Source organism: Amycolatopsis sp. NPDC003865, assembly GCF_053605345.1.
This window is the reverse complement of record NZ_JBSGJA010000017.1, coordinates 13552-36371: the sequence shown is the minus strand read 5'-3', so window position 1 is coordinate 36371 and position 22820 is coordinate 13552. Positions and strand designations below refer to the sequence as shown.

At 73.6% G+C, this 22820-nt stretch carries 13 protein-coding genes; 9 read left to right on the top strand and 4 right to left on the bottom strand.

Translation table 11 applies throughout. From position 1 onward, the window contains the following. Positions 1–38: 38 nt before the first annotated feature. Together ACWEVP_RS33645 and ACWEVP_RS33640 are read right to left on the bottom strand one after the other, a co-directional pair. Complete coding sequence (locus tag ACWEVP_RS33645; RefSeq protein ID WP_452066600.1) at positions 39–1043, bottom strand: LacI family DNA-binding transcriptional regulator; 1005 nt, start codon at positions 1041–1043, stop codon at positions 39–41. 29 nt (positions 1044–1072) lie between these two features. Continuing rightward, positions 1073–1978, bottom strand: coding sequence for a glutaminase (locus ACWEVP_RS33640; protein WP_452066599.1), 906 nt, complete (start codon positions 1976–1978; stop codon positions 1073–1075). A gap of 159 nt (positions 1979–2137) precedes the next feature. Here ACWEVP_RS33640 and ACWEVP_RS33635 point away from each other — a divergent pair, with 159 nt between their 5' ends. After that, positions 2138–3532 (top strand): amino acid permease, encoded by a 1395-nt coding sequence (locus ACWEVP_RS33635; RefSeq protein WP_452066598.1) that lies wholly within the window; start codon positions 2138–2140, stop codon positions 3530–3532. Here ACWEVP_RS33635 and ACWEVP_RS33630 read toward each other — a convergent pair. Both ACWEVP_RS33630 and ACWEVP_RS33625 read right to left on the bottom strand, forming a co-directional pair. Beyond that, the gene (locus tag ACWEVP_RS33630; RefSeq protein WP_452066597.1) at positions 3520–4137 is read right to left on the bottom strand and encodes a helix-turn-helix transcriptional regulator; all 618 of its coding nucleotides are present in this window, start codon (positions 4135–4137) and stop codon (positions 3520–3522) included. The two genes, ACWEVP_RS33635 and ACWEVP_RS33630, sit on opposite strands and share 13 nt — an antisense overlap. Continuing rightward, a complete protein-coding gene (locus ACWEVP_RS33625) occupies positions 4134–5243 on the bottom strand; it encodes a threonine synthase (protein ID WP_452066596.1) in 1110 nt (369 codons plus the stop codon). The genes ACWEVP_RS33630 and ACWEVP_RS33625 overlap by 4 nt, the downstream gene beginning before the upstream one ends. 756 nt (positions 5244–5999) lie before the next feature. Between ACWEVP_RS33625 and ACWEVP_RS33620 the strand changes: the two genes are divergently transcribed. From ACWEVP_RS33620 to ACWEVP_RS33585, 8 genes are all read left to right on the top strand, one after another. Next, positions 6000–12773, top strand: a complete 6774-nt coding sequence (locus tag ACWEVP_RS33620) for an SDR family NAD(P)-dependent oxidoreductase (RefSeq protein ID WP_452066595.1) — start codon at positions 6000–6002, stop codon at positions 12771–12773. A 26-nt stretch (positions 12774–12799) separates the two neighbouring features. Continuing rightward, positions 12800–17053: a beta-ketoacyl synthase N-terminal-like domain-containing protein gene (locus ACWEVP_RS33615; protein ID WP_452066773.1), complete on the top strand. Its 4254-nt coding sequence runs from the start codon at positions 12800–12802 to the stop codon at positions 17051–17053. After that, positions 17050–17355, top strand: coding sequence for an acyl carrier protein (locus ACWEVP_RS33610; protein ID WP_452066594.1), 306 nt, complete (start codon positions 17050–17052; stop codon positions 17353–17355). Before ACWEVP_RS33615 ends, ACWEVP_RS33610 begins: the two co-directional genes overlap by 4 nt. Beyond that, positions 17352–18158 (top strand): alpha/beta fold hydrolase, encoded by an 807-nt coding sequence (locus ACWEVP_RS33605; RefSeq protein ID WP_452066593.1) that lies wholly within the window; start codon positions 17352–17354, stop codon positions 18156–18158. Before ACWEVP_RS33610 ends, ACWEVP_RS33605 begins: the two co-directional genes overlap by 4 nt. Beyond that, complete coding sequence (locus tag ACWEVP_RS33600; protein WP_452066592.1) at positions 18158–19327, top strand: glycosyltransferase; 1170 nt, start codon at positions 18158–18160, stop codon at positions 19325–19327. The genes ACWEVP_RS33605 and ACWEVP_RS33600 overlap by 1 nt, the downstream gene beginning before the upstream one ends. Positions 19328–19371: 44 nt before the next feature. Next, entirely contained in the window at positions 19372–19839 is a 468-nt protein-coding gene (locus tag ACWEVP_RS33595; RefSeq protein WP_452066591.1) for a GNAT family N-acetyltransferase, read from the top strand. A 28-nt stretch (positions 19840–19867) separates the two neighbouring features. Beyond that, positions 19868–20704 (top strand): SDR family NAD(P)-dependent oxidoreductase, encoded by an 837-nt coding sequence (locus tag ACWEVP_RS33590; protein WP_452066590.1) that lies wholly within the window; start codon positions 19868–19870, stop codon positions 20702–20704. A gap of 82 nt (positions 20705–20786) precedes the next feature. Beyond that, the gene (locus ACWEVP_RS33585) at positions 20787–22814 is read left to right on the top strand and encodes a DHA2 family efflux MFS transporter permease subunit (protein ID WP_452066589.1); all 2028 of its coding nucleotides are present in this window, start codon (positions 20787–20789) and stop codon (positions 22812–22814) included. The last annotated feature ends 6 nt before the right edge of the window (positions 22815–22820 follow it).

The following is a 22820-nucleotide window of genomic DNA, read 5'->3' as shown; positions in this document are numbered from 1 at the left end:
CCGCAGTGTGCTGACCGCCGGGTCGGCGTGTCAAGGGATCAGGCGGATTCCCGCAGGTGGAGCCCGGCGCGGACGACCAGTTCACCGCGCTGCAGGGGCGCGGCACCGGTCACGAGCCGCGCCGCCTGCTCGACGGCCAGCGCGCCGAGGCCACGGGTGTCGATGGCGACGCTGGAGAGCTCCGGGTCGACGAGGGTGCCGAGAGCCAGCCCGTCGAAACCGATCACGGCGAGGTCGTCCGGGACGCGCAGGCCGAACCGGCGGGCTTCGCGCAGGGCGCCGATGGCGATCACGTCGTTGAAGGCGAACACGGCGGTGACGTCGGGGTGGGCGGCGAGCAGGCTCGCGAGGGCCGCGCCGCCGCCGTCGACGGTCTGGGCGGCGCGCCCGATCCACCCGGGAGCGACGGCGATGCCGTGCTCGGCGGCGGCCCGGCGGAACCAGACCTGCCGGACGCTGGGCTCGGGCCGGTCGTCGTCGAGCATCCCGATCCGCCGGTGCCCGCGCGCGACGAAGTGGGCGACGGCCTCGCGGACGCCGTCCTCGCCGTCGATCGAGATGCCGCTGAAGCGCGGCAGGCGCGGCTCGCGGCCGACCAGCACCACCGGGACGCCGGGGGTGAACCGGTCGAGGTCGTCCTCGGACCGGCTGAAGTAGCCGACGACGGCGTCGACCTGGGTGCCGATGACCCGGAGCGTGGCGAGCTCCTGCTCGTCGTCGCCGGCGGTGTCGTAGACGACGACGTGCCAGCCGCGGGCCCGGGCGGCCGCCAGCGCCCCGGCGGCGACCTCGGTGAAGAAGGGGTTGAGCAGGTCCGGCACGACCAGGCCGATGGTGGTGGTGTCCGGCCGGACCAGGCCGCGGGCGAACCGGCTCGGCCGGTACCCCAGTTCCCGGGCGGCGTCGAGGACTCGCTGCTTGGTCGTGCCGTCGATTTCGGCCTTGTCGTTCAGCGCGCGCGAGACGGTCTGCCGGGACACCCCGGCCGAGCGGGCGACGTCGTGGATCGTCACCCGCCGGGGTTCCGTGCTGCTCGTGGCCATCCGCCGAGTATGCCCGCCCCGGCGGGGCGCTAGAAGATCGACCAGCCGGTCAGCGTGGTGAAGCGGTCCAGCGCGGCTACGCCCGCGACGGAGTTGCCGCGCGCGTCGAGGCCGGGGCTCCACACGCAGACCGCGCAGCGGCCCGGGACGATCGCCAGGACGCCCCCGCCGACCCCGCTCTTGCCCGGCAGCCCGACCCGGTAGGCGAATTCGCCCGCGGCGTCGTAGGTGCCGCACGTCAGCATGACCGCGTTGATCCGCTTCGCGGCGCTCGGGGCCAGCAGCCGCGTGCCGTCGTTGCGGATGCCGTGCCGGGCCAGGAACAACGCCGAGCGCGCGACGTCCGCGCAGCTCATCGCGATCGAGCACTGGCGGACGTACTGGTCGAGCACCGACGGCACCGGGTGGCGCATGTTGCCGTAGGACGCCATGAAGTAGGCGAGGGCGCGGTTGCGGTCGGCGTTCCCGGCCTCCGACGCGGCCACTTCGGGGTCGACGCCGATGTCCGGCCGCTCGCTCTCCTCGCGCAGGAAGGCGAGCAGCGCGTCGGCCGCGTCACCGTGGCGGGCCAGCTCGTCGGTCACCACCAGCGCGCCCGCGTTGATGAACGGGTTGCGCGGGATGCCGTCCTCGTGTTCCAGCTGCACGAGTGAGTTGAACGGGTCGCCGGACGGCTCGCGCCCGACCCGCGTCCACACCCCGTCCCCGCAGGACAGGACCAGCGCCAGGGTGAACACTTTGGACATGCTCTGCACCGAGAACGGCCGCCGCCAGTCGCCGACGCCGTGCAGTGCACCGTCCACTTCGGCCACCGCCATGCCGAACGCGCGCGGCTCGATCCGCGCCAGGGCGGGGATGTAGTCCGCGACGGCGCCGCGGCCGACCTCGGGCGCGACGTCGACGGCGATCCGGTCCAGCAGCGCCGCGAGATCCACGGCCGCAGCTTAGAAGCCGGGCCCACCGCGCCGCGCGGCACCCCCTGTCAAATCGAAACCCGCCGGCACCAACGAAAGCGGGTGGTGATCTCCGGCACACCTTAAGTCTTCCTTAGTGTGCTTGGTGACTTGCCGCACAACCTCTAGCGTCTGGCAACCATGGATTCCTCGCTCCTCACCGAAAAAGGTGAAAGCTACTCGAAAGCACTGGGCAACCGCCAAGTGCAGATGATCGCCATCGGCGGCGCGATCGGCGTCGGGCTGTTCCTCGGCGCCGGTGGCAAGCTGCACCAGGTCGGCCCGTCGCTGATCCTGTCCTACGCGGTCTGCGGGGTGGCCGCCTACTTCGTGATGCGCGCGCTCGGCGAGCTCGTCCTGCACGAGCCCAGTTCCGGCAGCTTCGTCACCTACGCGCGGAAGTTTATCGGCCCGTGGGCCGGGTTCGTGTCGGGCTGGATGTACTGGGTGAACTGGGCGATGACCGGGATCGCGGAGATCACCGCGGTCGCGATCTACGTCCACAAGTGGCTGCCGGACGTCCCGCAGTGGATCACCGCGCTGGTCGCCCTCGGCGTGCTGATCGCGGTGAATCTGCTGAGCGTCAAGCTGTTCGGCGAGCTGGAGTTCTGGTTCTCGGTGGTCAAGGTGCTGGCCATCGTCGTCTTCCTGGTCACCGCGCTCGGCCTGGTGTTCACCAGCGCGGACATCGGCGGCACCCCGGCCGGGGTGCACAACCTGACCGGCCACAGTGGATTCTTCCCGGCCGGCATCGGCATCGCGCTGATGACGCTGCAGGCGGTCATCTTCGCCTACTCGGCCATCGAGGTCGTCGGCATCGCGGCCGGGGAGACCAAGGACGCCCGCAAGGTGCTGCCGAAGGCGATCAACGGCGTCGTGTGGCGGATCGGCGTCTTCTACGTGGGGTCGGTGCTGATGCTCGCGATGCTGCTGCCCTGGCCGTTCTACAACGGCGACGAAAGCCCGTTCGTGACGGTGTTCAGCCGGCTGGGCATCCCGGGCATCGGCGACGTCATGAACGCGGTCGTGCTGACCGCGGCCCTGTCGAGCGTCAACTCCGGGCTCTACTCGACCGGCCGGATCCTGCGCTCGCTGGCCGAAAAGGGCGAGGCGCCGTCGTTTGTCAGCCGGATGAGCGGCCGCCACGTGCCCTACGGCGGCATCCTGTTCACCTCCGTCGCCTACCTGCTCGGCGTGGTGCTGAACTACCTGGTGCCCAAGGACGCGTTCGACATCGCGATCGCGGTCGCCTCGCTCGGCGTGATCACGACGTGGGCGACGCTCGTGTTCTGCCAGCTGCGCCTGCGTCAGGCCGCGCTGCGCGGCGAGCTGGAACGCCCGTCGTACCGGATGCCGTGGGCGCCGTACTCGGGCTGGGCGACGCTGGGGTTCCTGGTGCTGGTGGTCGTCCTGATGGGCTTCTCCGACGGCGCGGAGAAGGTCGCGTTCTACTCCATCCCGGTGCTGGCCGTGGTGCTCGCGGTGGGCTGGCGGTTCGTGGCGAAGCGGCGTGCCCCCGCCGCTCAGCGCAGGTAGTTGTAGACGCTGGCCCGGGAGATCCCGAGCAGGTCGGTCAGCGCCGGCACCGCGTTCTTCAGCTCGAGGAACCCGCGTTCCTTCAGCGTCCGGACGAGGTCCTTCTTCGCGGCCGGCGGCAGGCTGCGCGGGGTGTGGCCGCGCTCGGTCGCGTAGTCCTCGACCAGCGCGCGCAGCTCGTCGCCGGTGCGGGCCCGCAGCGACTCGGTCAGCGGCGCCGGTTCGTCGGCGCGGGCCAGCCGCGTCAGGGCGCGGGCCGCGGAGCCGAGCAGGGAGACGTCGAGGTTGAGGCACAACGCCGCGACGTACTCCCCGCTCGCGTTGCGGATGCCGATCGACGTGCTCTTCGCGGGGCGTCCGTCGGGGAAGCGGTTCGGGTAGTTCTGCAGCACGTCCGGGAAACCGGGGTCGGCGATCCGGGCCAGGCCGAGTTCGGTCGCCGGATCGCCGACCGCCCGCCCCGACAGGCTGCCTTCGATCGCGCGCACGGCGTGGGCCGGGTCGCGCAGGTCGTGCAGCACGACCTCGCACAGCCCCGGGAACATCCGGCCCACGGCGTGGGCGATCTTCTCGGCCTCGCGCAGCAGGAGCTCGTCCTCGGTCATCCGATCAGCTCCCGCAGCTTGTCCGGCGTCTTCAGCCCGGACCCGGTGAGGACGACGACGGTCGTCTCGCCGGGCCGGATGGCGCCACGTTCGCGGAAGACGTCGATGGCCGCGGCGGCGGTCGCGCTCGTCGGTTCCGCGTAGAGACCCAGCGACGCCAGCCGGCGGGCCGCGGCGGCGATGGCGTCCTCTTCGATCGCGACGGTGTCGCCGCCGGACCGGCGGATCGCCGCGACGACCTCCGGGAGCCGGACCGGCTCCCGGATGGCGGTCCCCTCGGCGACGGTCGGGGCGAACGGCGGTGGCTGCCGGTCGTGGAAAGCGGCGTCGAGCGGGGAGCAGTTGAGCGGCTGGGCGACCAGCAGGCGCGGCCGCCGGGTGATCGACCCGGCGGCGAGCAGCTCGCCGAAGCCGAGGTCGCAGCCCAGCACGATGCTGCCGGCCCCGGCCACCGTGACGACGGCGTCCGGCGCGCGGAAACCGAGGTCCTCCCACAGCTCGTACGCCAGCGTCTTGGTGCCCTGCAGGAAGAAGGGGTGCCAGTTGTGGCTGGCGTAGGTGGTGCGGGCCGAGCGGCGGACGGCTTCGGCGGCGGTGTCGTCGCGGGTGCCGGGGACCAGTTCGACGTCGGCGCCGTAGGCCCGGACCTGCACGACCTTCGCCGGTGAGGTTCCTTCGGGAGCGAGGACGGTGGCCGCGATCCCGGCCGCGGCGCTGTAGGCCGCGACCGACGAACCGCCGTTGCCGGAGCTGTCCTCCAGCAGCTCCGTGACCCCGGCGCCGGCCAGCGCGGAGACCAGCACGCTGGACCCGCGGTCCTTGAAGCTGCCGGTCGGGCTGAACCACTCGAGCTTGAACCGCACGTCACCTTCGCCCCACGGCCGCGGGACCAGCGGCGTGCAGCCTTCGCCGAGCGAGACCGGACGCAGGGCGCCGGGCAGCGCGGCCCGGTACCGCCAGAGCGACCGGACGCCGAGGTCGACGTCGCCGGGGGCGAGGCCGGCGAGCGGGGCGACGGTCAGGGGTGCCCCGTCGTCGCCCCGCCACCGCAGCGGGTCTCCGGGGTAGCGCGTCCCCGACCGCTCGTCGGTGTACCAGTACTCCACGACCACCTCCACGCTTGGACAACTGGTCCAAGTGTAGACGAAGAGTCCAGAGCTACCGACGAGTATGCGAATCCCTTTCAGCTTTTTCTAAGGAAAATCTGTCACCGGAGAGTGGAAAATTCTTGTCGAAGAGCCCAGGGTGAGGGACTGGAGGTACCGAAGGTGTCCGGCCGAATACCCGGAGTCGTGCTGGTCGGGGGCCGGTGTGGCGCACCCGTGGCCCGTCCGGGGCCGGAATGGGCGAGGTCGCGTGAGCACGGTGAACCCGGGACATCCGGGAATCCACAGTGGACAGCCGGGCACCGGCGACGCGAATCGGGCCGGGCCGGATACTACTTTCGACTGTGGGTAAAAATGCCGGGAGAATAGCGGACGCGCAATCCGGAATTCCCCGGGATTCCCGATTGCCGGAGGGGTTCGTTCGTCGTGGCGGTTTTCACCGGCACGGCGCTTCGGTGTGCGCGCCGGAAACGCCGGGACCACCGGACGTCGTGGTCCGGTGCGGTCAGTCACACTGCGTCCGCCGGGTGAGAAGGCTTGCCCCATCCGGTGGTGTGTGCCAAGTGGACCGCAGCTGGGGCCGTCCCGTCCGGCGGAACGTGACGGCGGCGTTAAATTCTTGCGTCATCCGGCTGGTCCATCCCGAATTTTCTGAACCGGCACGACGAAATCGTGGTGGGTTGTTGACGGCGGCGGTCCGAACCCGCTTAAGTACTCCCCGTTGCCATCACCCTTTCGTGTGTAGCGGGGGTTCCCATGCGTGTCCCGAAAGCCGACCGCGGATCGGCCGGCCTGATCGTCGCCGTGTCTCCGGTGCGGTGGCCGTCGGCGCGCGCGGTCGCCGCCGCCGCGCGCGGAGGCGGGCTCGGCGTCCTCGACCTGACCGGCGGCCCGGCCGCCGCGGACGAGCTCGCGCTGCTCACCGAGTGGGGTGTCCCGGACTACGGCGTCCGGGTGGCCGGCCCGGTGGCCGAACTGCCCGAAGCCGCGACGACCGTCCTGCTGACCGAAGATTCCCCGTGCACCGCGCGGGACTTCCCGGGCCGCCGGGTGCTCGCCGAGGTGACCAGCCGGGCGTCGGCCGCGCGAGCCGTCGACGGCGGCGCCGTCGGCCTGATCGCGCGCGGGTACGAATGCGGTGGCCGGACCGGGGAGCTGAGCACGTTCGTGCTGCTCCAGGCCCTGCTCGAGGACTTCGCCGTGCCGGTGTGGGCGGCGGGCGGGATCGGCCCGCACACCGCGGCCGCGGCGGTCGCCGGTGGCGCCGCGGGCGTCGTCGTCGACACCCAGCTCGCCCTGCTGCCGGAAGCCGAGCTGCCGTCGGCGCTCACCCGCGCCCTCACCGGGCTGGACGGTTCGGAGACGACGGTCGTCGACGGCGTCCGCCGGCTCGTTCGGCACGGCCGCGAACCGGTCGAAGCCGGCCAGGACGTCTTCCTCGCCACCCGCTTCCGCGACCGGTGGGGCACCGTGACCGCGGCGGTGCGCGGGCTGGCCGACGCCATCGGCGACGCCTTGCGCGCCGAGACCCCGGTGCTGGGGCCCGGCAGCGCGGGCAGCCGCGCGCTCGGCACGGCGTTGCCGATCGCGCAGGGCCCGATGACCCGCGTCAGCGACCAGCCGGCGTTCGCCGCCGCGGTGGCCGGGGGTGGCGCCCTGCCGTTCATCGCGCTGGCCCTGTCCGGTCCGGAGCAGACCCGCGACGTCCTGGAACGAACCCGGGAAGCCGTCGGTGCCGCGCCGTGGGGCGTCGGCGTCCTCGGCTTCGCCGCGGAAGACGTCAAAGCCGCGCAGCTCGACGTCATCCGCGAGCTGCGGCCCACGCACGCCATCATCGCCGGCGGCCGCCCCGCGCAGGCCGCGGCGCTGGAAGAGGCCGGGATCTCGACGTTCCTGCACGTGCCGTCGCCGGGACTGCTGAAGCAGTTCCTCGAAGCGGGGGCCCGCAAGTTCGTCTTCGAGGGCTCGGAATGCGGGGGCCACGTCGGGCCGCGCACGAGCTTCCCGTTGTGGGAAGCGCAGCTCGGTGTCCTCGCCGACTTCGCCGCGGCGACCCCCGGCGCGGCCGCGGACCTGCAGCTGCTGTTCGCGGGCGGGATCCACGACGAGCGGTCGGCCGCGATGGTGGCCGCCCTCGCCGCGCCGGTGGCCGCGCGCGGCGCCGCGGCCGGCGTGCTGATGGGCACCGCCTACCTCTTCACCCGCGAGGCCGTCGACGCCGGCGCCGTGCTCCCGCTGTTCCAGCGCAGCCTGCTCGACGCCGAGCACACCGACCTCCTGGAGACCGCGCCGGGCCACGCGACCCGCTGCGTCCGCAGTCCCTTCACCGAGGAGTACGCGGCCATCAAGGCCGACCTGGCCGACCAGGGCGTGCCCAGCCGGGACGCCTGGGAACGGCTGGAGCAGCTGAACGTCGGCCGGCTTCGCCTGGCCAGCAAGGGCATCGAGCGCGTCGGCGCCGAGCTGCGTGCCGTCGGCGAAGACCGCCAGCTCGCCGAAGGCATGTTCATGGCGGGCGAGGTCGCCGTGCTGCGCTCGGCCGTCACCACGATCGCCGACCTGCACACCGCCGTCGGCGAAGGCGCGAACGCGGTCCTGCGCGAGCGGGCGGCCGCCTTCGGCGTGGTGGCACCCGAACCCCCGGCGCCCGCGCCGCTCGACGTCGCGATCGTCGGGATGGCCTGCATGTTCCCGCAGGCCCCGGACCTGGCGTCGTTCTGGGCCAACGTCCTGGCGGGCGCGGACGCGGTCACCGAGGTGCCGCCGCAGCGCTGGGACACTTCCCTCTACTACGACCCCGAGGGTCAAGGTGAGAAGACGCCGTCGCGCTGGGGCGGGTTCCTGCCCGAAATCGGTTTCGACCCGCTGAAGTACGGCATCCCGCCGTCGTCGCTCGCCAGCATCGAACCCGTGCAGCTGCTGGCCTTGGAGGCCGCGCACCGCGCGCTCGCGGACGCCGGGTACGCGGACCGCCCGTTCGACCGGGCCCGGACGTCGGTCGTGTTCGGGGCCGAGGCGGGCAGCGACCTGTCGAACGCGATGTCCCTGCGGACGGTCCTGCCGTCCTATGTGGGCGAACTGCCGTCCGCGGTGGACGACCAGCTCCCGCGGATCACCGAGGACTCCTTCCCGGGCGTGCTGGCCAACGTCATCGCCGGCCGGATCGCCAACCGGCTCGACCTGGGCGGTGCGAACTACACCGTGGACGCCGCGTGCGCGTCGTCGCTGACGGCCGTCGACGTCGCCTGCAAGGAGCTGACGGCGGGCACCAGCGACCTCGTGCTGTGCGGCGGCGCCGACCTGCACAACGGCATCAACGACTACCTGCTCTTCGCCTCGGCGCACGCCCTCTCGCCGACCGGCCGCTCGGCGACCTTCGACAGCGCCGCCGACGGCATCGCGCTCGGCGAAGGCGTCGCCTGCGTAGCGCTGAAGCGGCTCGCCGACGCCGAACGCGACGGCGACCGCGTCTACGCCGTGATCAAGGGCGTCGGGGCGGCGTCGGACGGCCGCGCGCTGGGGCTCACGGCGCCGCGGCCGGAAGGCCAGCACACCGCGCTGACCCGGGCGTACCGCAACGCCGGCGTCTCGCCCGCGCGCGTCGGGCTGGTCGAGGCGCACGGCACCGGGACCGTCGTCGGCGACCGGACCGAGCTCGCGACGCTGACCAAGGTGTTCACCGAAGCCGGCGCCGCGCCCGGCGCGTGCACGATCGGATCGGTGAAGTCGCAGATCGGGCACACCAAGTGCGCGGCCGGGCTGGCCGGGCTGATCAAGACCGCGCTCGCCCTGCACACCGGCGTCAAGCCGCCGACCCTGCACCTGTCTTCGCCGAACCCCGCGTGGGACGCCTCGACGAGCCCGTTCGTGTTCCAGACGGCCCCGCGACCGTGGGCCGCGCCGCCGGCCGAGCGGATCGCCGGGGTGAGCGCGTTCGGCTTCGGCGGCACCAACTTCCACGTCGTGCTCACGGCGCACGACAGCGTCCCGCCCGCACTGGCGGCGGACGAGTGGCCGGCCGAGCTGCTCCTCTTCGGGACGGACGCGGCGGTCCGCGACCTGCTGGCGCTGGCCACGGAGGTCCCGGCGGGACAGCAGCCGTGGCGGCTGCGGGACCTCGCGCTTTCGGCGTCGCTGCGCGCTCAGGGCCGTCCGGTCCGGCTCGCGGTGGTGGCGTCCACTGTGGACGAGCTGACCGGCCTGCTGCGGCAGGCGCTCGCGGGCCGCGACGCTCCGGGGCTGTACCGCGCCGGCGGCGGCGAACCCGGTGAGGTGGCGGTGCTGTTCCCCGGCCAGGGCAGCCAGCGGCCGGGCATGTTCGCCGAGCTGTTCGTCGCCTTCCCCGAGCTGCAGCGGTACCTGCGGCTGGACCCGCCGACCGCCGACGTCGTGTTCGGCCCGGCGGTGTTCGGCGAGCCCGCGCGGCAGGCCTTCGCCGACCGCGTCACCGACACCCGCGTCGCCCAGCCCGCGCTCGGCCTCGCCGGACTGGCCGCGTTCCGGCTGCTCACCCGCGCCGGCGTCCGGCCCGCGATGCTCGGCGGGCACAGCTACGGCGAGCTGACGGCGCTGGCCGCGGCGGGCGCGTTGACCCCGGAAGCGCTGCTGACCGCCAGCCACGCGCGGGCGGCGGCGATCCTCGGCGCCATCCCGGCGGGCGACCCGGGTGCGATGGCGGCCGTGTCGGCGTCGGCGTCCTCGGTGGACTCGGTGCTCTCCGGGGCCGCTGTGGTGCTGGCCAACCACAACTCGCCCGCGCAGACGGTGATCTCCGGTCCGACCGCGGAGGTGGAGGCGGCGGTGGCGCAGCTGCGCGCGGCGGGGTTCGGCGTCAAGCGGCTCCCGGTCGCGTGCGCGTTCCACAGCCCGCTCGTCGCGGCGGCGGGGGAGACGTTCGGCCGCGACCTCGACGCGCTCGGCGTCGTGCGGCCCGCCGTCCCGGTCTACGCGAACCGGACCGCGGCACCGTACCCGGAGTCCCCGGACGAGATCCGCGGCGAGCTGGCCGCGCAGGTGGGCTCGCCGGTCCGGTTCGTCGAGCAGATCGAGGCGATGTACGCGGCGGGCGCACGGGTGTTCGTCGAAGCGGGGCCGGGCGGGGTGCTGGCCGGGCAGGTCGGCGCGATCCTCGGTGACCGGCCACACCGGACGGTCGGGTTCGAGCAGCCGGGCCGCCGCGGGCTGCCGGGCTTCCTGGCCGCGCTCGCGCAGCTGGCGGTGGCCGGGGTCGACGTCGAGACGGGCTGGCTGTTCCGCGGCCGCGACGCGGTCGACGCCGCGACGGCCCCGCGGCCGAAGCGTCCCGGGTGGACGGTCGACGGCCACCTCCTCCGCACGGCCGACGGCGCCATCCCGGCGGGGGCGCTGCGGCCGGCGTCGCGCGTCACGCTCGGGTCCTCGGCCGCGGTGCCGGAATCGACCGCCGAGGCCATGGTCACCGACTTCCTGCGGACGAGCCGGGAGATGATCGCCGCCCAGCGGGACGTGCTGCTGGGGTTCCTCGGCAGTGAGGCGCCGGCCGCGGTGTCGGCGCCCGTGCCGGTGCCGGTCATCGAGGCGCTGCCGGTGACGCCGGTGCCGGTGCCGGCCGAACGGCCGGTGCTGGCGACGATCGTCGAGGTGATCGGGGAGCGGACCGGGTATCCGGTGGAGATGATCGAGCCGGACCTCGACCTGGAAGCCGACCTGAGCGTGGACTCGATCAAGCGGGCCGAGATCGCGGGCGAGCTGGCCACCCGGCTGGGCTTGGCGGGCGGCGACGTCGAGGAGTTCGCGAAAGCCCGCACGGCGGCGGCGATCGCGGACCTGGTCAGCGCACAGCGTCCCGAGGCGGCCTCCGTCGAGGGCGGTGGTGGGGGCATCGGCGGCGCACCCGAGGCCACATCGGGGCGCTCGGTCTTGGCGACCGTGGTCGAGGTGATCGGGTCGCGCACGGGGTATCCCGTCGAGATGATCGAGCCGGACCTCGACCTGGAAGCCGATCTGAGCATCGACTCGATCAAGCGGGCCGAGATCGCCGGTGAGCTGACGGTTCGGCTCGGCGCCGGTGACGTGGAGGAACTCGCGAAGGCTCGCACGGCCGCGGGGATCGCCGAGATGTTCGGCGCGGCGGAATCGGCGGACGAGCCTCCGGTGAGCCACTCCGGACCACAGCCGGTGATCGTCGCGCCGAAGCGGTACGTCATGTCCGAAGTGGACCTCGCGCCGGCCGGCACTCCCGACATCGCCGGGAGCCGGTTCCTCGTGCTCGGCGCCGGTCCCTCGGCCGAAGCCGTCCGCGCCGAACTCGCCGCCCACGGTGCCGGAGCCGAAATCGGTGACGACGTCCGGCCCGGGTTCGACGGCTACCTCCACCTGCCGGACGGCGATCCCGTCCTGCCCGCCGCCTTCCCCCGGTACCAGGCCATCCTCGAACAGCAGCCCCGGTGGTTGCTCACGGCCGGCCCCGCCGAGGGCCTCCGCGGCTTCTACCGCAGCGTCTCCCGCGAGTACCCCGGCACCCTCGCCCGGGTCGTCGAACGCGCCGGACCCGCCGAGCTGGTGGCCGAGCTGTCCACCGTGGACCGGGAGCCCGTCGTCATCAGGGACGGCGCGGACCGGCGCGGGCTCACGCCCGCCGAACAGCCACTCGGCCTCCTCGGCAGCAGCGGCGCGGGACCGGCCGGCGACGGCGCGGCCGAAGCGGCCGCCATCGGCCTCGACCGGGATTCGGTCGTCCTGCTCGTCGGCGGCGCCAAGGGCATCACCGCCCGCTTCGCCACCACCCTCGCCGCGGCGGCCCGCTGCCGCGTCGAGCTGCTCGGCCGGACCCCCGTCCCGGCCGGCGAGGACGAGTACCCGCACGCCCACGACGCCAAGGCACTCCGAGCCGCCCTCATCGAAAAGGGACTGAAGAGTCCCGCCGAGATCGAGAAGACCGTGCGGCGCCTCCAAAGCGAACGCGAGGTCCGCGCGACGCTCGACCAGCTCGAAGAGCTCGGCAGCCCGGTCCGCTACCAGTCCGTCGACATGCTCGACGCCGAAGCCGTGCACCGCGCGGTCAAGGAGATCCACGCCGAGTACGGCCGGCTCGACGGCATCGTCTACGCCGCCGGCGTCATCGAGGACAAGCTCGTCGCCGACAAGACGAGCGAGTCGTTCGCCCGCGTCTACGGCACCAAAGTGGACGGTGCCAGGACGCTCCTCGAAGCCACCGCCGACCTGCCCGACGAACCGAAGTTCGTCGTGCTCTTCGGCAGCATCGCCGCGACGCTCGGCAACCGCGGCCAGTCGGACTACGCCGCCGCCAACGACGCCCTCGAAACCCTCGGACGGCGGTGGCCCGCCGGCCGGGCGGTGACCGTCCACTGGGGACCGTGGGCGCCGACCGGCGACCACGACGGCATGGTCACGCCCGAGCTGATGCGCGACTACGCCCGCCGCGGCATCGAGCTGATCGACCCCGACGAAGGCACCCTCGGCCTGCTGCGCGAGCTCGCCTGGGGCCGGCCCGACGTCTCCGCCGTCGTCCACACGGCCTCCGGGTGGTGACGGACGTGCGCGTCGCCATCGTCGGGATGTCGGTGCTGCTGCCCGGCGCCCCGGACCTCGCGGCGTACTGGCGCAACCTCGTCGGCGGCGTGGACGCCATCACCGAAGTCCCGCCCGAGAAGTGGGATGACGTCCACTATTCGCCCGGCGAGCGGCGCGCCGACCGCGTCTACTGCCGCCGCGGCGGGTTCGTCGACGAACTGGCCGAAGTGGACGTCACCGGCTTCGGGATCATGCCGAACTCGGTGCCCGCCACCGAACCCGACCAGCTGATCGCGTTGCGGGTCGCGGCGCAGGCCGTCGCCGACGCCGGCGGCCCGGACCGGCTGCCGGCGGATCGGGCGAAGGTGGGTGTCGTCCTCGGCCGCGGCGGCTACCTGACGCCCGGGCTGGTGCGGCTCGACCAGCGCGTCCGGACGGCGAGCCAGCTCGTCCGCACGCTCGGCGAGCTCCTGCCGGAACTCGGCGAAGACCGGCTCGACGCCGTCCGGCGCGCCTTCACCGACCAGCTCGGGCCGGAGGCGCCGGAGTCCGCTATCGGGCTCGTGCCCAACCTCGCCGCGTCCCGGCTGGCCAACCGCCTCGACCTGCGCGGCCCGGCGTACACAGTGGACGCCGCCTGCGCGTCCTCGCTGATCGCCGTCGACCACGCCGTGCGCGAACTCGCCTCCGGCCGCTGCGACGTCGTGCTCGCCGGCGGTGTCCACCACTGCCACGACATCACCTTCTGGAGTGTGTTCACCCAGCTCGGCGCCCTGTCGCCGTCCGAGCGGATCCGGCCGTTCCACCGCGACGCCGACGGCGTGCTCATCGGCGAGGGCACCGGCGTCGTGGTGCTCAAGCGCCTGGCCGACGCCGAGCGCGACGGCGACCGCGTGTACGCCGTGATCACCGGCACCGGCGTCGCCTCCGACGGCCGGACCGCGAGCCTGGCCAACCCGGATTCCGGCGGCCAGGTCCGCGCGGTGCGCCAGGCGTGGGCGGCCGCGGGCCTGGACCCGGCCGCACCGGACTCACTCGGGCTCCTGGAAGCGCACGGGACGGCGACCCCGGCCGGCGACGCGGCCGAACTCGCCACCCTGGAAGAGGTCTTCGGTCCCGCGGGCGCCGCGGTCCTCGGCTCGGTGAAGTCGATGATCGGGCACACCATGCCCGCCGCCGGGATCGCCGGGCTGGTCAAGGCCGCGCTGGCCGTGCACCACGGCGTCCTGCTGCCCACCCTGCACTGCGACGACCCGCACCCCGCGCTCGCCCGGACCCGCTTCTCCACTTTGGACACGGCGAAGGAGTGGGACGCGCCGGTGCGGCGAGCGGGGGTCAACGCGTTCGGGTTCGGCGGGATCAACGCGCACGTCGTCCTCGAACAGGCACCCGGGCGCGCCACACCGGTCGTCGTCCGGGAGCCCGAACGCGTGCTGCGGCTCGCGGCCCGCAGCGTCGACGAGCTGCGCGACCTGCTCGACCGGCCCGGCGCGCGGGTGACCGGCGACGGGCCCGTCCGGCTGGGCGTCGTCGACCCGACCGAGAAGCGCCTGGCGCTGGCCCGGAAGGCGGTCGGCCGCGGGAAGCCGTGGCGCGGCCGCAACGATGTCTGGTTCGCCGACCGCCCGTTGCTCGGGCCGGGCGGGGGCAAGCTGGCCTTCGTGTTCCCCGGCCTGGAATCGGAGCTGGCGCTCAACTGCGCCGACGTCGCCCGCCACTTCGGCCTGCCGTGGGACCACGACGACGTCGAGGTCGGCGACGTTGGCCGCCAGGGCACCGCGGTGTTCGAATTGGGCCGGCTGCTCCACGCCGCGCTGGACCGGCTGGGCGTCGTGCCGGACGCCGTCGCCGGGCACAGCCTGGGGGAGTGGACGGCGATGGCCGTTGCCGGGGTGCACGCCGAAGAGGAGGTCGACGCGTTCCTCGCCGGGTTCGACCCGGACGCGCTCGTCGTCCCCGGCCTCGCGTTCGCCGCGATCGGCGCGCCCGCGCCCCGCGTCCTCGACGAGCTGGCCGGCCGCGCGGACGTCGTGCTCTCGCACGACAACTCGCCCAACCAGGCCATGATCTGCGGCCCCGCGGCGGCGGTCGACGAGCTGGTCACGCGCTTCCGGGACGCGGGAATCGTGGCCCAGGTGCTGCCCTTCCGGTCCGGGTTCCACACGCCGATGCTGCGCCCCTACCTCGGCCCGATCCGCGACGCGGCCGCGTCCTTCACCCTGCACCCGCCGCGGGTACCGCTCTGGTCGGCGACCACGGTGTCGGAGTACCCGGCCACCGACGCGGGGATCCGTGCACTGTTCGTGCGGCACCTGCTGGAGCCGGTCCGGTTCCGGCCGCTCGTCCGCGCGCTGCACGCGGCGGGCGTCCGGGCGTTCGTGCAGGTCGGCGCGGGCCAGCTCGGCTCGCTGGTCGGCGACACCCTGCACGGCGAAGAGCACCTGGTCGTGGCCGCGCACTCCGCGCACCGGCCCGGGCTCGCGCAGCTGCGCCGCGTCGCGACCGCGCTGTGGGCCGACGGCCTCGAGATCGACTTCACGCGGCTGCCCGGCGATCGCCCGGCGCCGCACAAGGCCGTCAAGCTGGATCTGGGCGGCCGGCTGATCTCCCTGGACGACGAGGTCCGCGCGCGCATCGCGTTGCCCGCCGCCCGCAGGTCCACTGTGGACGAGCTGGCCGCGAAAGGCCCGCTCGCCGCGGAGTTCGCCGCCCTGCTGGCCGACACCGCCGACCTGGCGTCCACTGTGCTCGCCCGGCCGAGCCGCCGCCTGCCGGCGCCGAAACCGCTCGACACCACGCTCGCCGTGTCGGTCGAGGCGATGCCGTACCTGCTCGACCACTGCTTCTTCAAGCAGCCGCCGCAGGCCGAGGCCGGGGACCGCTGGCCGGTCGTGCCGGCGACCACCGTGATCGACCACCTGATGGGCTTCGCCGAGCAGGCCGCGCCCGGCCGGCGCGCGGTCGCGGTGCACGACGTCCGGCTGACCCAGTGGATCACGGCCGTGCCGGCGGTCACCGTCGGCGTCCGGGTCCGGCCCCAGGGGCCCGGCCGGGTGCTCGCGGCCCTCGACGGCTATTCCCAGGCGACCGTCGAACTCGCGCCGGCGTACCCGGCGGACGCGCCCGCACCCTGGACGTTCCCGGCGTCGGCCGAACAGGTGCCCGAGACCACGGCGGCGCAGCTGTACGACGAACGCTGGATGTTCCACGGCCCGCGCTTCCAGGGCGTCACCGAGCTGACGGCGGTCGGCGAGCGGCACGTCCGGGCCGTCCTGACCACGCCCGCCGCGCCCGGCGCGCTGCTCGACAACGTCGGCCAGGTGCTCGGCTACTGGATCATGTCCCGGCTGACCGAGCGCACCACCGTGTTCCCCGTCGGCATGCGCGAGATCCGGTTCCACGGCCCCCACCCGGCGCCGGGGGAGCGCCTGGACTGCCTGGTCAAGATCACCGGGCTGACCGGCGAGTTCCTCGACGCCGACATGCAGCTGGTCCACGACGGGCAGGTCTGGGCCGAGTTCACCGGCTGGCGCGACCGCCGCTTCGACAGCACCCCGCACATCCGCCAGGCCGACCGGACCCCGGAACGCTCGACGCTGTCGGTCGAGCAGCCGGGCGGCTGGGCGCTGGTGCACGAGCAGTGGCCGGACCTGGCGACCCGCGAGCTGATCATGCGCAACTACCTCGCGGGCGCCGAACGCGACGACTACGACCAGCGACCGCCGCGCGGCCGGCGCCAGTGGCTGCTCGGCCGGATCGCGGCGAAGGACGCCGTCCGCCAGTTCCTGTGGGCGCGTGGTGAAGCGGAGATGTTCCCGGCCGAGCTGCGCATCGGCAACGACGCCACCGGCCGCCCGCACGCGACCGGGGCGTACGGCCGAACGCTGCCGCCGTTGACGGTTTCGGTGGCGCACCGCGGCGAAGTCGGTGTGGCGATCGCCCGGCACGCCCGGTGCGGCATCGACGTCGAAGAGGTCGCCGCCCGCACCGGGTCCACTGTGGACGCCGCGCTCGGTGCCGGCGAGCAGGCGCTGTTCGCCGGGCTCACCGGCGACCCGGAGCGCTGGTTCGCCCGGTTCTGGACGGCGAAGGAAGCCGTGGCGAAGCTGCTCGGCACCGGGCTGCGCGGCGAGCCCCGGCACTTCGAGGTCGTCGCGGCGGCGCCGGACGAGCTGACCGTCCGCGCCGCCGGCGAGGACTTCCTCGTGCACTGCACCGACGTCGAAAGCCTGCCCGGCGCACCGCCGCGCCGCTACGTCGTCGCCTGGACCGAAGAGACGAAGGAGACCGCGGAATGAGCATCGAGACCACGGCCACGGACGAAACGACCGTGCTCGCGCAGCTCAGCGGCATGCTGCGGGAGCTGCTGGAGGAGTACGGCCTCGACGACGCCGAAATCACGATGGACACGACCTTCCACGACGACCTCGAGCTGGAGAGCGTCGACCTGGTGGCGCTGTCCGGGCAGCTGCGCGAGCACTACGGCGAGCGCGTCAACTTCGCGACCTTCATCGCCGAGCGCGACCTCGAGGAGATCATCGCGCTGACCGTCGGCGAGCTCGTCCGCTACATCGTCGCTTCGCTGCGGGCGACGGCGTGAGCAAGGTCCGCGCCGGCGAGCTGGACGTGCACGTCCAGCGGCTGAACGCCGAGGTGCCGCTCGACGGCGACGCCCCGCTCGTCGTCTGCGTGCACGGCCTGCTCACCGACAGCCTCGCCAGCTACTACTTCACGCTCGGCCCGGCGTTCGCCGAGCGGGGGCTCGACGTGCTGATGTACGACCTGCGCGGACACGGCCGCACGACCCGCCCGGCGGCCGGGTACCACCTGGAGGAGTTCGTCGCCGACCTGGTCGCGGTCCTCGACGCGTGCGACGTGACGCGGCCGGTGCACGTCGTCGGCAACTCCTTCGGCGCGTCGGTGGCGTTCGGGCTCGCCGCGGCCCGGCCGGACCGGGTGGCGAGCGTCGTGGTCATCGAGGGCGAACCGCCGACGGAAGAGTGGACCCGGCACATGGCCGACGGGCTCGCCGACGCCAAGACCCGGCTGGCGATCGACGAGGTCATCGGCTGGATCGCCGACAACCACGGCGCGCACACCGCGCGGCTGTCGAAGGCGGCGAACAAGATCCTCCAGACCACCACGATCGCCGAGGACGTCCCGCGCAGCGCGACGATCGCCGCCGACCTCTCGGCCGTGCGCTGCCCGGTGTTCGCCATCTTCGGCGGCGACTCCGGCCTCGCCGAGCAGGTCTCGCACTTCGAGGCGCACCTGGACCCCTGCCGCTGCGTCGTGCTGCCCGACCAAGGCCACTCGGTACTGGTCGAACGGACCGCCGAGGTGATCGAGCTGATCTTCGGCTGGGTCCGCGACACCTCGCGCGTCCCGGCGCGGACGCGGTAGTGGCCCGGTTCCTGTTCGTCGTCCCGCCGCTGGTCGGGCACGTCAACCCGGCCGTCGGCGTCGCCGCCGAACTCGCCGCGCGCGGCCACGAGGTCGCCTGGGCCGGGCACGAGGACCTGCTCTGGCAGCTGGCAGGCCCGGACGCGCTCGTCTTCTCCTGCGGCCTGCCGGCCCGGGCTCCCGCGCGCCCGGCGGCGCTCAAGGGGCCCGCCGCGCTGCGGTTCCTTTGGGAGGACTTCCTCGTCCCGCTGGCCGACGCGATGGCCCCCGGCGTCGCGGCGGCGATCGACGCCTTCGCCCCGCACGTCGTGGTCGCCGACCAGCAGGCACTGGCCGGCGGGCTGCTGGCCGAGGCCCGCGGGCTGCCGTGGGTGACGTCGGCGACGACGTCGGCCGAGCTGGTCGATCCGCTCGCGAGCATGCCGAAGGTCGCGGACTGGGTCGGCTCGCTGATGCACGACCTGCGGGCGCGGATCGCCGGCGGCCGCGGCTCGGCCGACCCGCGGTTCTCCCCGCACGGCGTCCTGGCGTTCACCACGCGTGAACTGCTCGGCGCGGCCACGCTCCCGCCGCGCGTGCGGCTCGTCGGGCCCGCGCTCGGCCCACGTCCGTCCACAACGGACTTCCCGTGGGAGTGGCTCGACCCGCCCCGCCCGACCGTGCTGGTTTCCCTCGGCACGGCGAACACCGACGCGGGCGGCCGGTTCCTGGCGACCGCGTCGGAGGCGTTCGCCGGGCTGGACGCGCGCGCGGTGCTCGTCGACCCCGGCGAGGCGCTGGGCCGGGTGCCACCGAACGTCCTGGCGCTGCCGCGGGTCCCGCAGCTGGCGCTGCTGCCGCGGGTGGACGCGGTGCTGTGCCACGCGGGCCACAACACCGTGTGCGAAGCGCTGTGGCACGGCCTGCCGCTGGTGGTCGCCCCGATCCGCGACGACCAGCCCATCGTGGCCGCCCAGGTCGTGGCCGCGGGAGCGGGCATCCGGCTGCGGTTCGGCCGCGCCGACGCCGATCGAATCGCGGCGGCGGTCGGGGAGGTGCTCACCGAGCCGTCGTACCGGCGGGCGGCGGAATCCGTGGCTGCGTCCTTCCACGCCGCGGGCGGAAGTGCCGCCGCGGCAGGCCATCTGGAGCAGCTCGCCTTGGAAGGCCTGGCTCGGCTACGGCCCTGAAGATCGAGGTTTACTCCGAAAAACACGCGGTTACCGTGCTGGGTATGACTGTTTTCGTCGGTGTCACCGAAGACGTTCCCGAACTCGTCGCCTCGGCCGCCGCGCTGTTCGCCGAGGACGCCGGAAGCCGCGACCCGCGGATGGACCTCGGCTGGCCCGATCGCGAAGGCGCGGCGTACTACCAGGGCCTCGTCCGGGACGAGAAGGCGTTGTGCCTGCTGGCCCGCGCGGAAGACGGTGCGGCCGCCGGCCACTTGATCGGGCGGCTGCTGCCGGTCAGTTCACTGCGTCCGACAGCCGTGCGGGCGGCACTGGAAAGCATGCGGGTCGCCGCGGAGCACCGGCGTGAAGGAGTGGGGGAGGCGCTGGTGTCGGCGTTCGTGGACTGGGCCCGGGAACGCGGCGCGAACGAATTGATCGTGCAGGCGTACGCGGCGAACGACGGTGCGGTGGCGTTCTACCGGGCGCAGGGCTTCCGTCCGTTCGAGGTGACGCTGACCAGGGAAGCGTGAGCTCCCCGGCTGGGTCACACTGGAGCACATGGGAATCCTGGACGGACGGGCGGTCGTGATCACCGGGGCGGGGCGCGGGCTCGGGCGGGCGTTCGCCCGGCACGCGGCCGGGTCGGGCGCCGCGGTCGTGGTCAACGACATCGACGCCGCACCGGCCCACGAGACGGTGGCCGCGATCGAGGCGGCCGGCGGCACGGCGGTGGTGAGCGTCGGCTCGGTGGCCGACGCGGGCTACGCCCGGGAACTGATCACCTTGTGCCGCAACCGGTTCGGCAAGGTCGACGGGCTCGTGAACAACGCGGCCGTCGGCTACCACGCCCCGCCGTGGGAGGACGACGACGCCGAGCGGACCCGGGCGCTGATCGAAACCAACGTCCTCGGCCCGCTCCACTGCGGCACAGCGGCCGCGAAGGTGATGGTTGCCCAGGGCAACGGTGTTCTCGTCAACGTGACTTCGGGGTCGATGATCGGGCAGCGCGGGGCCGCCGCCTACTCGGCGTCCAAGGGCGCGGTGGCGTCGATGACGTACTCGTGGGCGGCCGACCTGGCCGAGCGCGGCGTGCGGGTCAACGCCGTCAGCCCGATCGCCTGGACCCGCCTGATGGCCGCCGATCCGCGCGGAAACCCCGGCGCGCAGCCGCCGGAGTGCGTCGCGCCGCTCGTCACCTACCTGCTCAGCGACCTGTCCGCCGGCGTCACCGGTCAGGTGTTCCGGCTGGCGGACGGCCACCTGCACACCGTCCGTCAGCCGGCGATCATCCGCCCGGTGCTGCACCGGGACGCCTGGACGCCGGAGGAGATCGCCGCGGCCGTCGACGGCGAGCTCGTCCTCGAAACGCCGCCGCGGGCGCGCTGGACCCTCTGACCGGCGCGGACCACCGGAACGGGTGGCTATCCACAGTGGACGGCGCGCACTAGCCTCGGAGGCCGAGCGAGGAGGGCAGGACATGACGGCCACCGCGGAGGTCGCCCACGAGCCGGGGCCCGCACCGCTGAGCAAGGCCCGCGTCAACGCGGTGTTCGGCGCCGTGCTGCTCGGGATGCTCCTGGCCGCGCTGGACCAGACCATCGTCGGCACCGCGCTGCCCACCATCGTCGGCGACCTCGGCGGCGCCGGGCACCTGTCCTGGGTCGTCACGTCCTACCTGCTGGCCGAGACGATCATGACCGTCGTCGTCGGCAAGCTCGGCGACCTGTTCGGCCGCAAGCTGATGTTCCAGCTGTCGGTGATCGTGTTCGGCGTCGGCTCGTTCTGCGCCGGGTTCGCCGACAGCATGGTCTGGCTGATCGTCTGGCGCGCGGTGCAGGGCCTGGGCGGCGGCGGGCTGATGGTCACCTCGACCGCGTTGATCGCCGACGTCGTCCCGCTGCGCGAGCGCGGCAAGTACCAGGGCGTCCTCGGCTCGGTGTTCGGCGTGGTGACCGTGGCCGGCCCGATGCTCGGCGGGTTCTTCGTCGACCACCTGTCCTGGCGGTGGGCGTTCTACGTGAACATCCCGCTGGTCGTCGTCGTGCTCGTCGTCGCGTCGTCGGCGATGCCGAACGCGCGCGCCGCCGTCAAGCCGGTGATCGACTACCTCGGCATCCTGCTGATCGGCCTCGCCGCCACCGGGCTCACGCTCGTGACGAGCTGGGGCGGCACGCAGTACGCGTGGGGCTCACCGGTGATCATCGGGATGGCGATCGGGTCGGTGGTGCTGCTCGCCGCGTTCGTCTTCGTGGAGCTGCGGGCGAAGGAACCGATGCTGCCGATGCGGCTGTTCCGCAACCCGGTGTTCACCGTCGGCGGGATCATGAGCTTCGTCGTCGGGTTCGCGATGCTGGGTGCTTTGTCGTACCTGCCCACCTACATGCAGTACGTGCAGGGCACGTCGGCGACGACGTCCGGGGTGCGGCTGCTGCCGATGGTGCTGGCGCTGCTCGTGGCCTCGATCGCGGCGGGCAACGCGGTCAGCAGGACCGGGCGCTACAAGATCTTCCCGCTGGCCGGGGCGGCGGGCATGACGATCGGCCTCTACCTGCTGTCCCGGCTCGACACCGATACGGGCTTCTGGGAGGCATCGGCGTACATGGCCGTGCTCGGCCTGGGTATTGGGCTGGGCATGCAGGTGCTGACCATCGCCGTGCAGAACACCGTCGACTACGCCGACCTGGGTGTCGCGACCTCCGGCGTGACGTTCCTGCGCTCGATCGGCAGCTCGTTCGGCGCGGCGATCTTCGGGACGGTGTACGCCAACCAGCTGACGCCCAAGCTGGCCGCGCTGCCGGTGCCGCCGGGGGTCGACCCGCGGGCGCTGCAGGTGCCGACGGCCTTGCACGCGCTGCCGGAGGCGGTGTCGGCGCCGGTGATCAAGGCCTACAGCGACTCCCTGCACGTCGTGTTCCTCGCGGCGGCGCCGGTCGGCCTGGTGGCGCTGGTCCTGGCCTTCTTCCTCAAGGAGGTCCCGCTGCGCGACACCGCCCGGGCGGCGGCACCGGACCTCGGCGACGGCTTCGCGATGCCGGAGGCCCGCACGGACGACCGCGAACTGGAACGCGCGGTCGCGACGCTGTTCTTCCGCGAGCGCCGCGAGGTCGCCCCGGCGATCGTGTCGCGGGCCGGGACCGACCTCGACGAGGGCGGGATCTGGTGCCTGCTGCAGGTCCACCTGCGTGACCGCCGCGGCGAGCCGGCGACGCTGCGGGCGATCGGCGAGTACTTCGGCGTCCCGGCACCGGTGCTGGAACCGGCGTTCAACCGGCTCGAGCTGACCGGCCACCTGCGCTACGCCCGCGACGGCTGGGAACTGACCCCGGCGGGACGGTCCGAATTCGACAAGGTGGTCCGCGGCTGGCACGACTGGCTGGCCGACCGCCTCGGCGACTGGGGAACGGGCAACCGCGCGGACCTGGACGCGGCGATCGGCCGGGTGGCGGCGAGGCTGCTCGACCAGAGCGCGGAGTCCCGCGCCTACGGCCGCCACGCCCTGACCTGACGCCGG

Excerpts from the sequence above, each read along its gene's own strand:
- ACWEVP_RS33645 (WP_452066600.1), bottom strand. The coding sequence starts at position 1,043 with ATGGCCACGAGCAGCACGGAACCCCGGCGGGTGACGATCCACGACGTC.
- ACWEVP_RS33635 (WP_452066598.1), top strand. The coding sequence starts at position 2,138 with ATGGATTCCTCGCTCCTCACCGAAAAAGGTGAAAGCTACTCGAAAGCA.
- ACWEVP_RS33630 (WP_452066597.1), bottom strand. The coding sequence starts at position 4,137 with ATGACCGAGGACGAGCTCCTGCTGCGCGAGGCCGAGAAGATCGCCCAC.
- ACWEVP_RS33620 (WP_452066595.1), top strand. The coding sequence starts at position 6,000 with ATGCGTGTCCCGAAAGCCGACCGCGGATCGGCCGGCCTGATCGTCGCC.
- ACWEVP_RS33615 (WP_452066773.1), top strand. The coding sequence starts at position 12,800 with ATGTCGGTGCTGCTGCCCGGCGCCCCGGACCTCGCGGCGTACTGGCGC.
- ACWEVP_RS33610 (WP_452066594.1), top strand. The coding sequence starts at position 17,050 with ATGAGCATCGAGACCACGGCCACGGACGAAACGACCGTGCTCGCGCAG.
- ACWEVP_RS33595 (WP_452066591.1), top strand. The coding sequence starts at position 19,372 with ATGACTGTTTTCGTCGGTGTCACCGAAGACGTTCCCGAACTCGTCGCC.
- ACWEVP_RS33590 (WP_452066590.1), top strand. The coding sequence starts at position 19,868 with ATGGGAATCCTGGACGGACGGGCGGTCGTGATCACCGGGGCGGGGCGC.
- ACWEVP_RS33585 (WP_452066589.1), top strand. The coding sequence starts at position 20,787 with ATGACGGCCACCGCGGAGGTCGCCCACGAGCCGGGGCCCGCACCGCTG.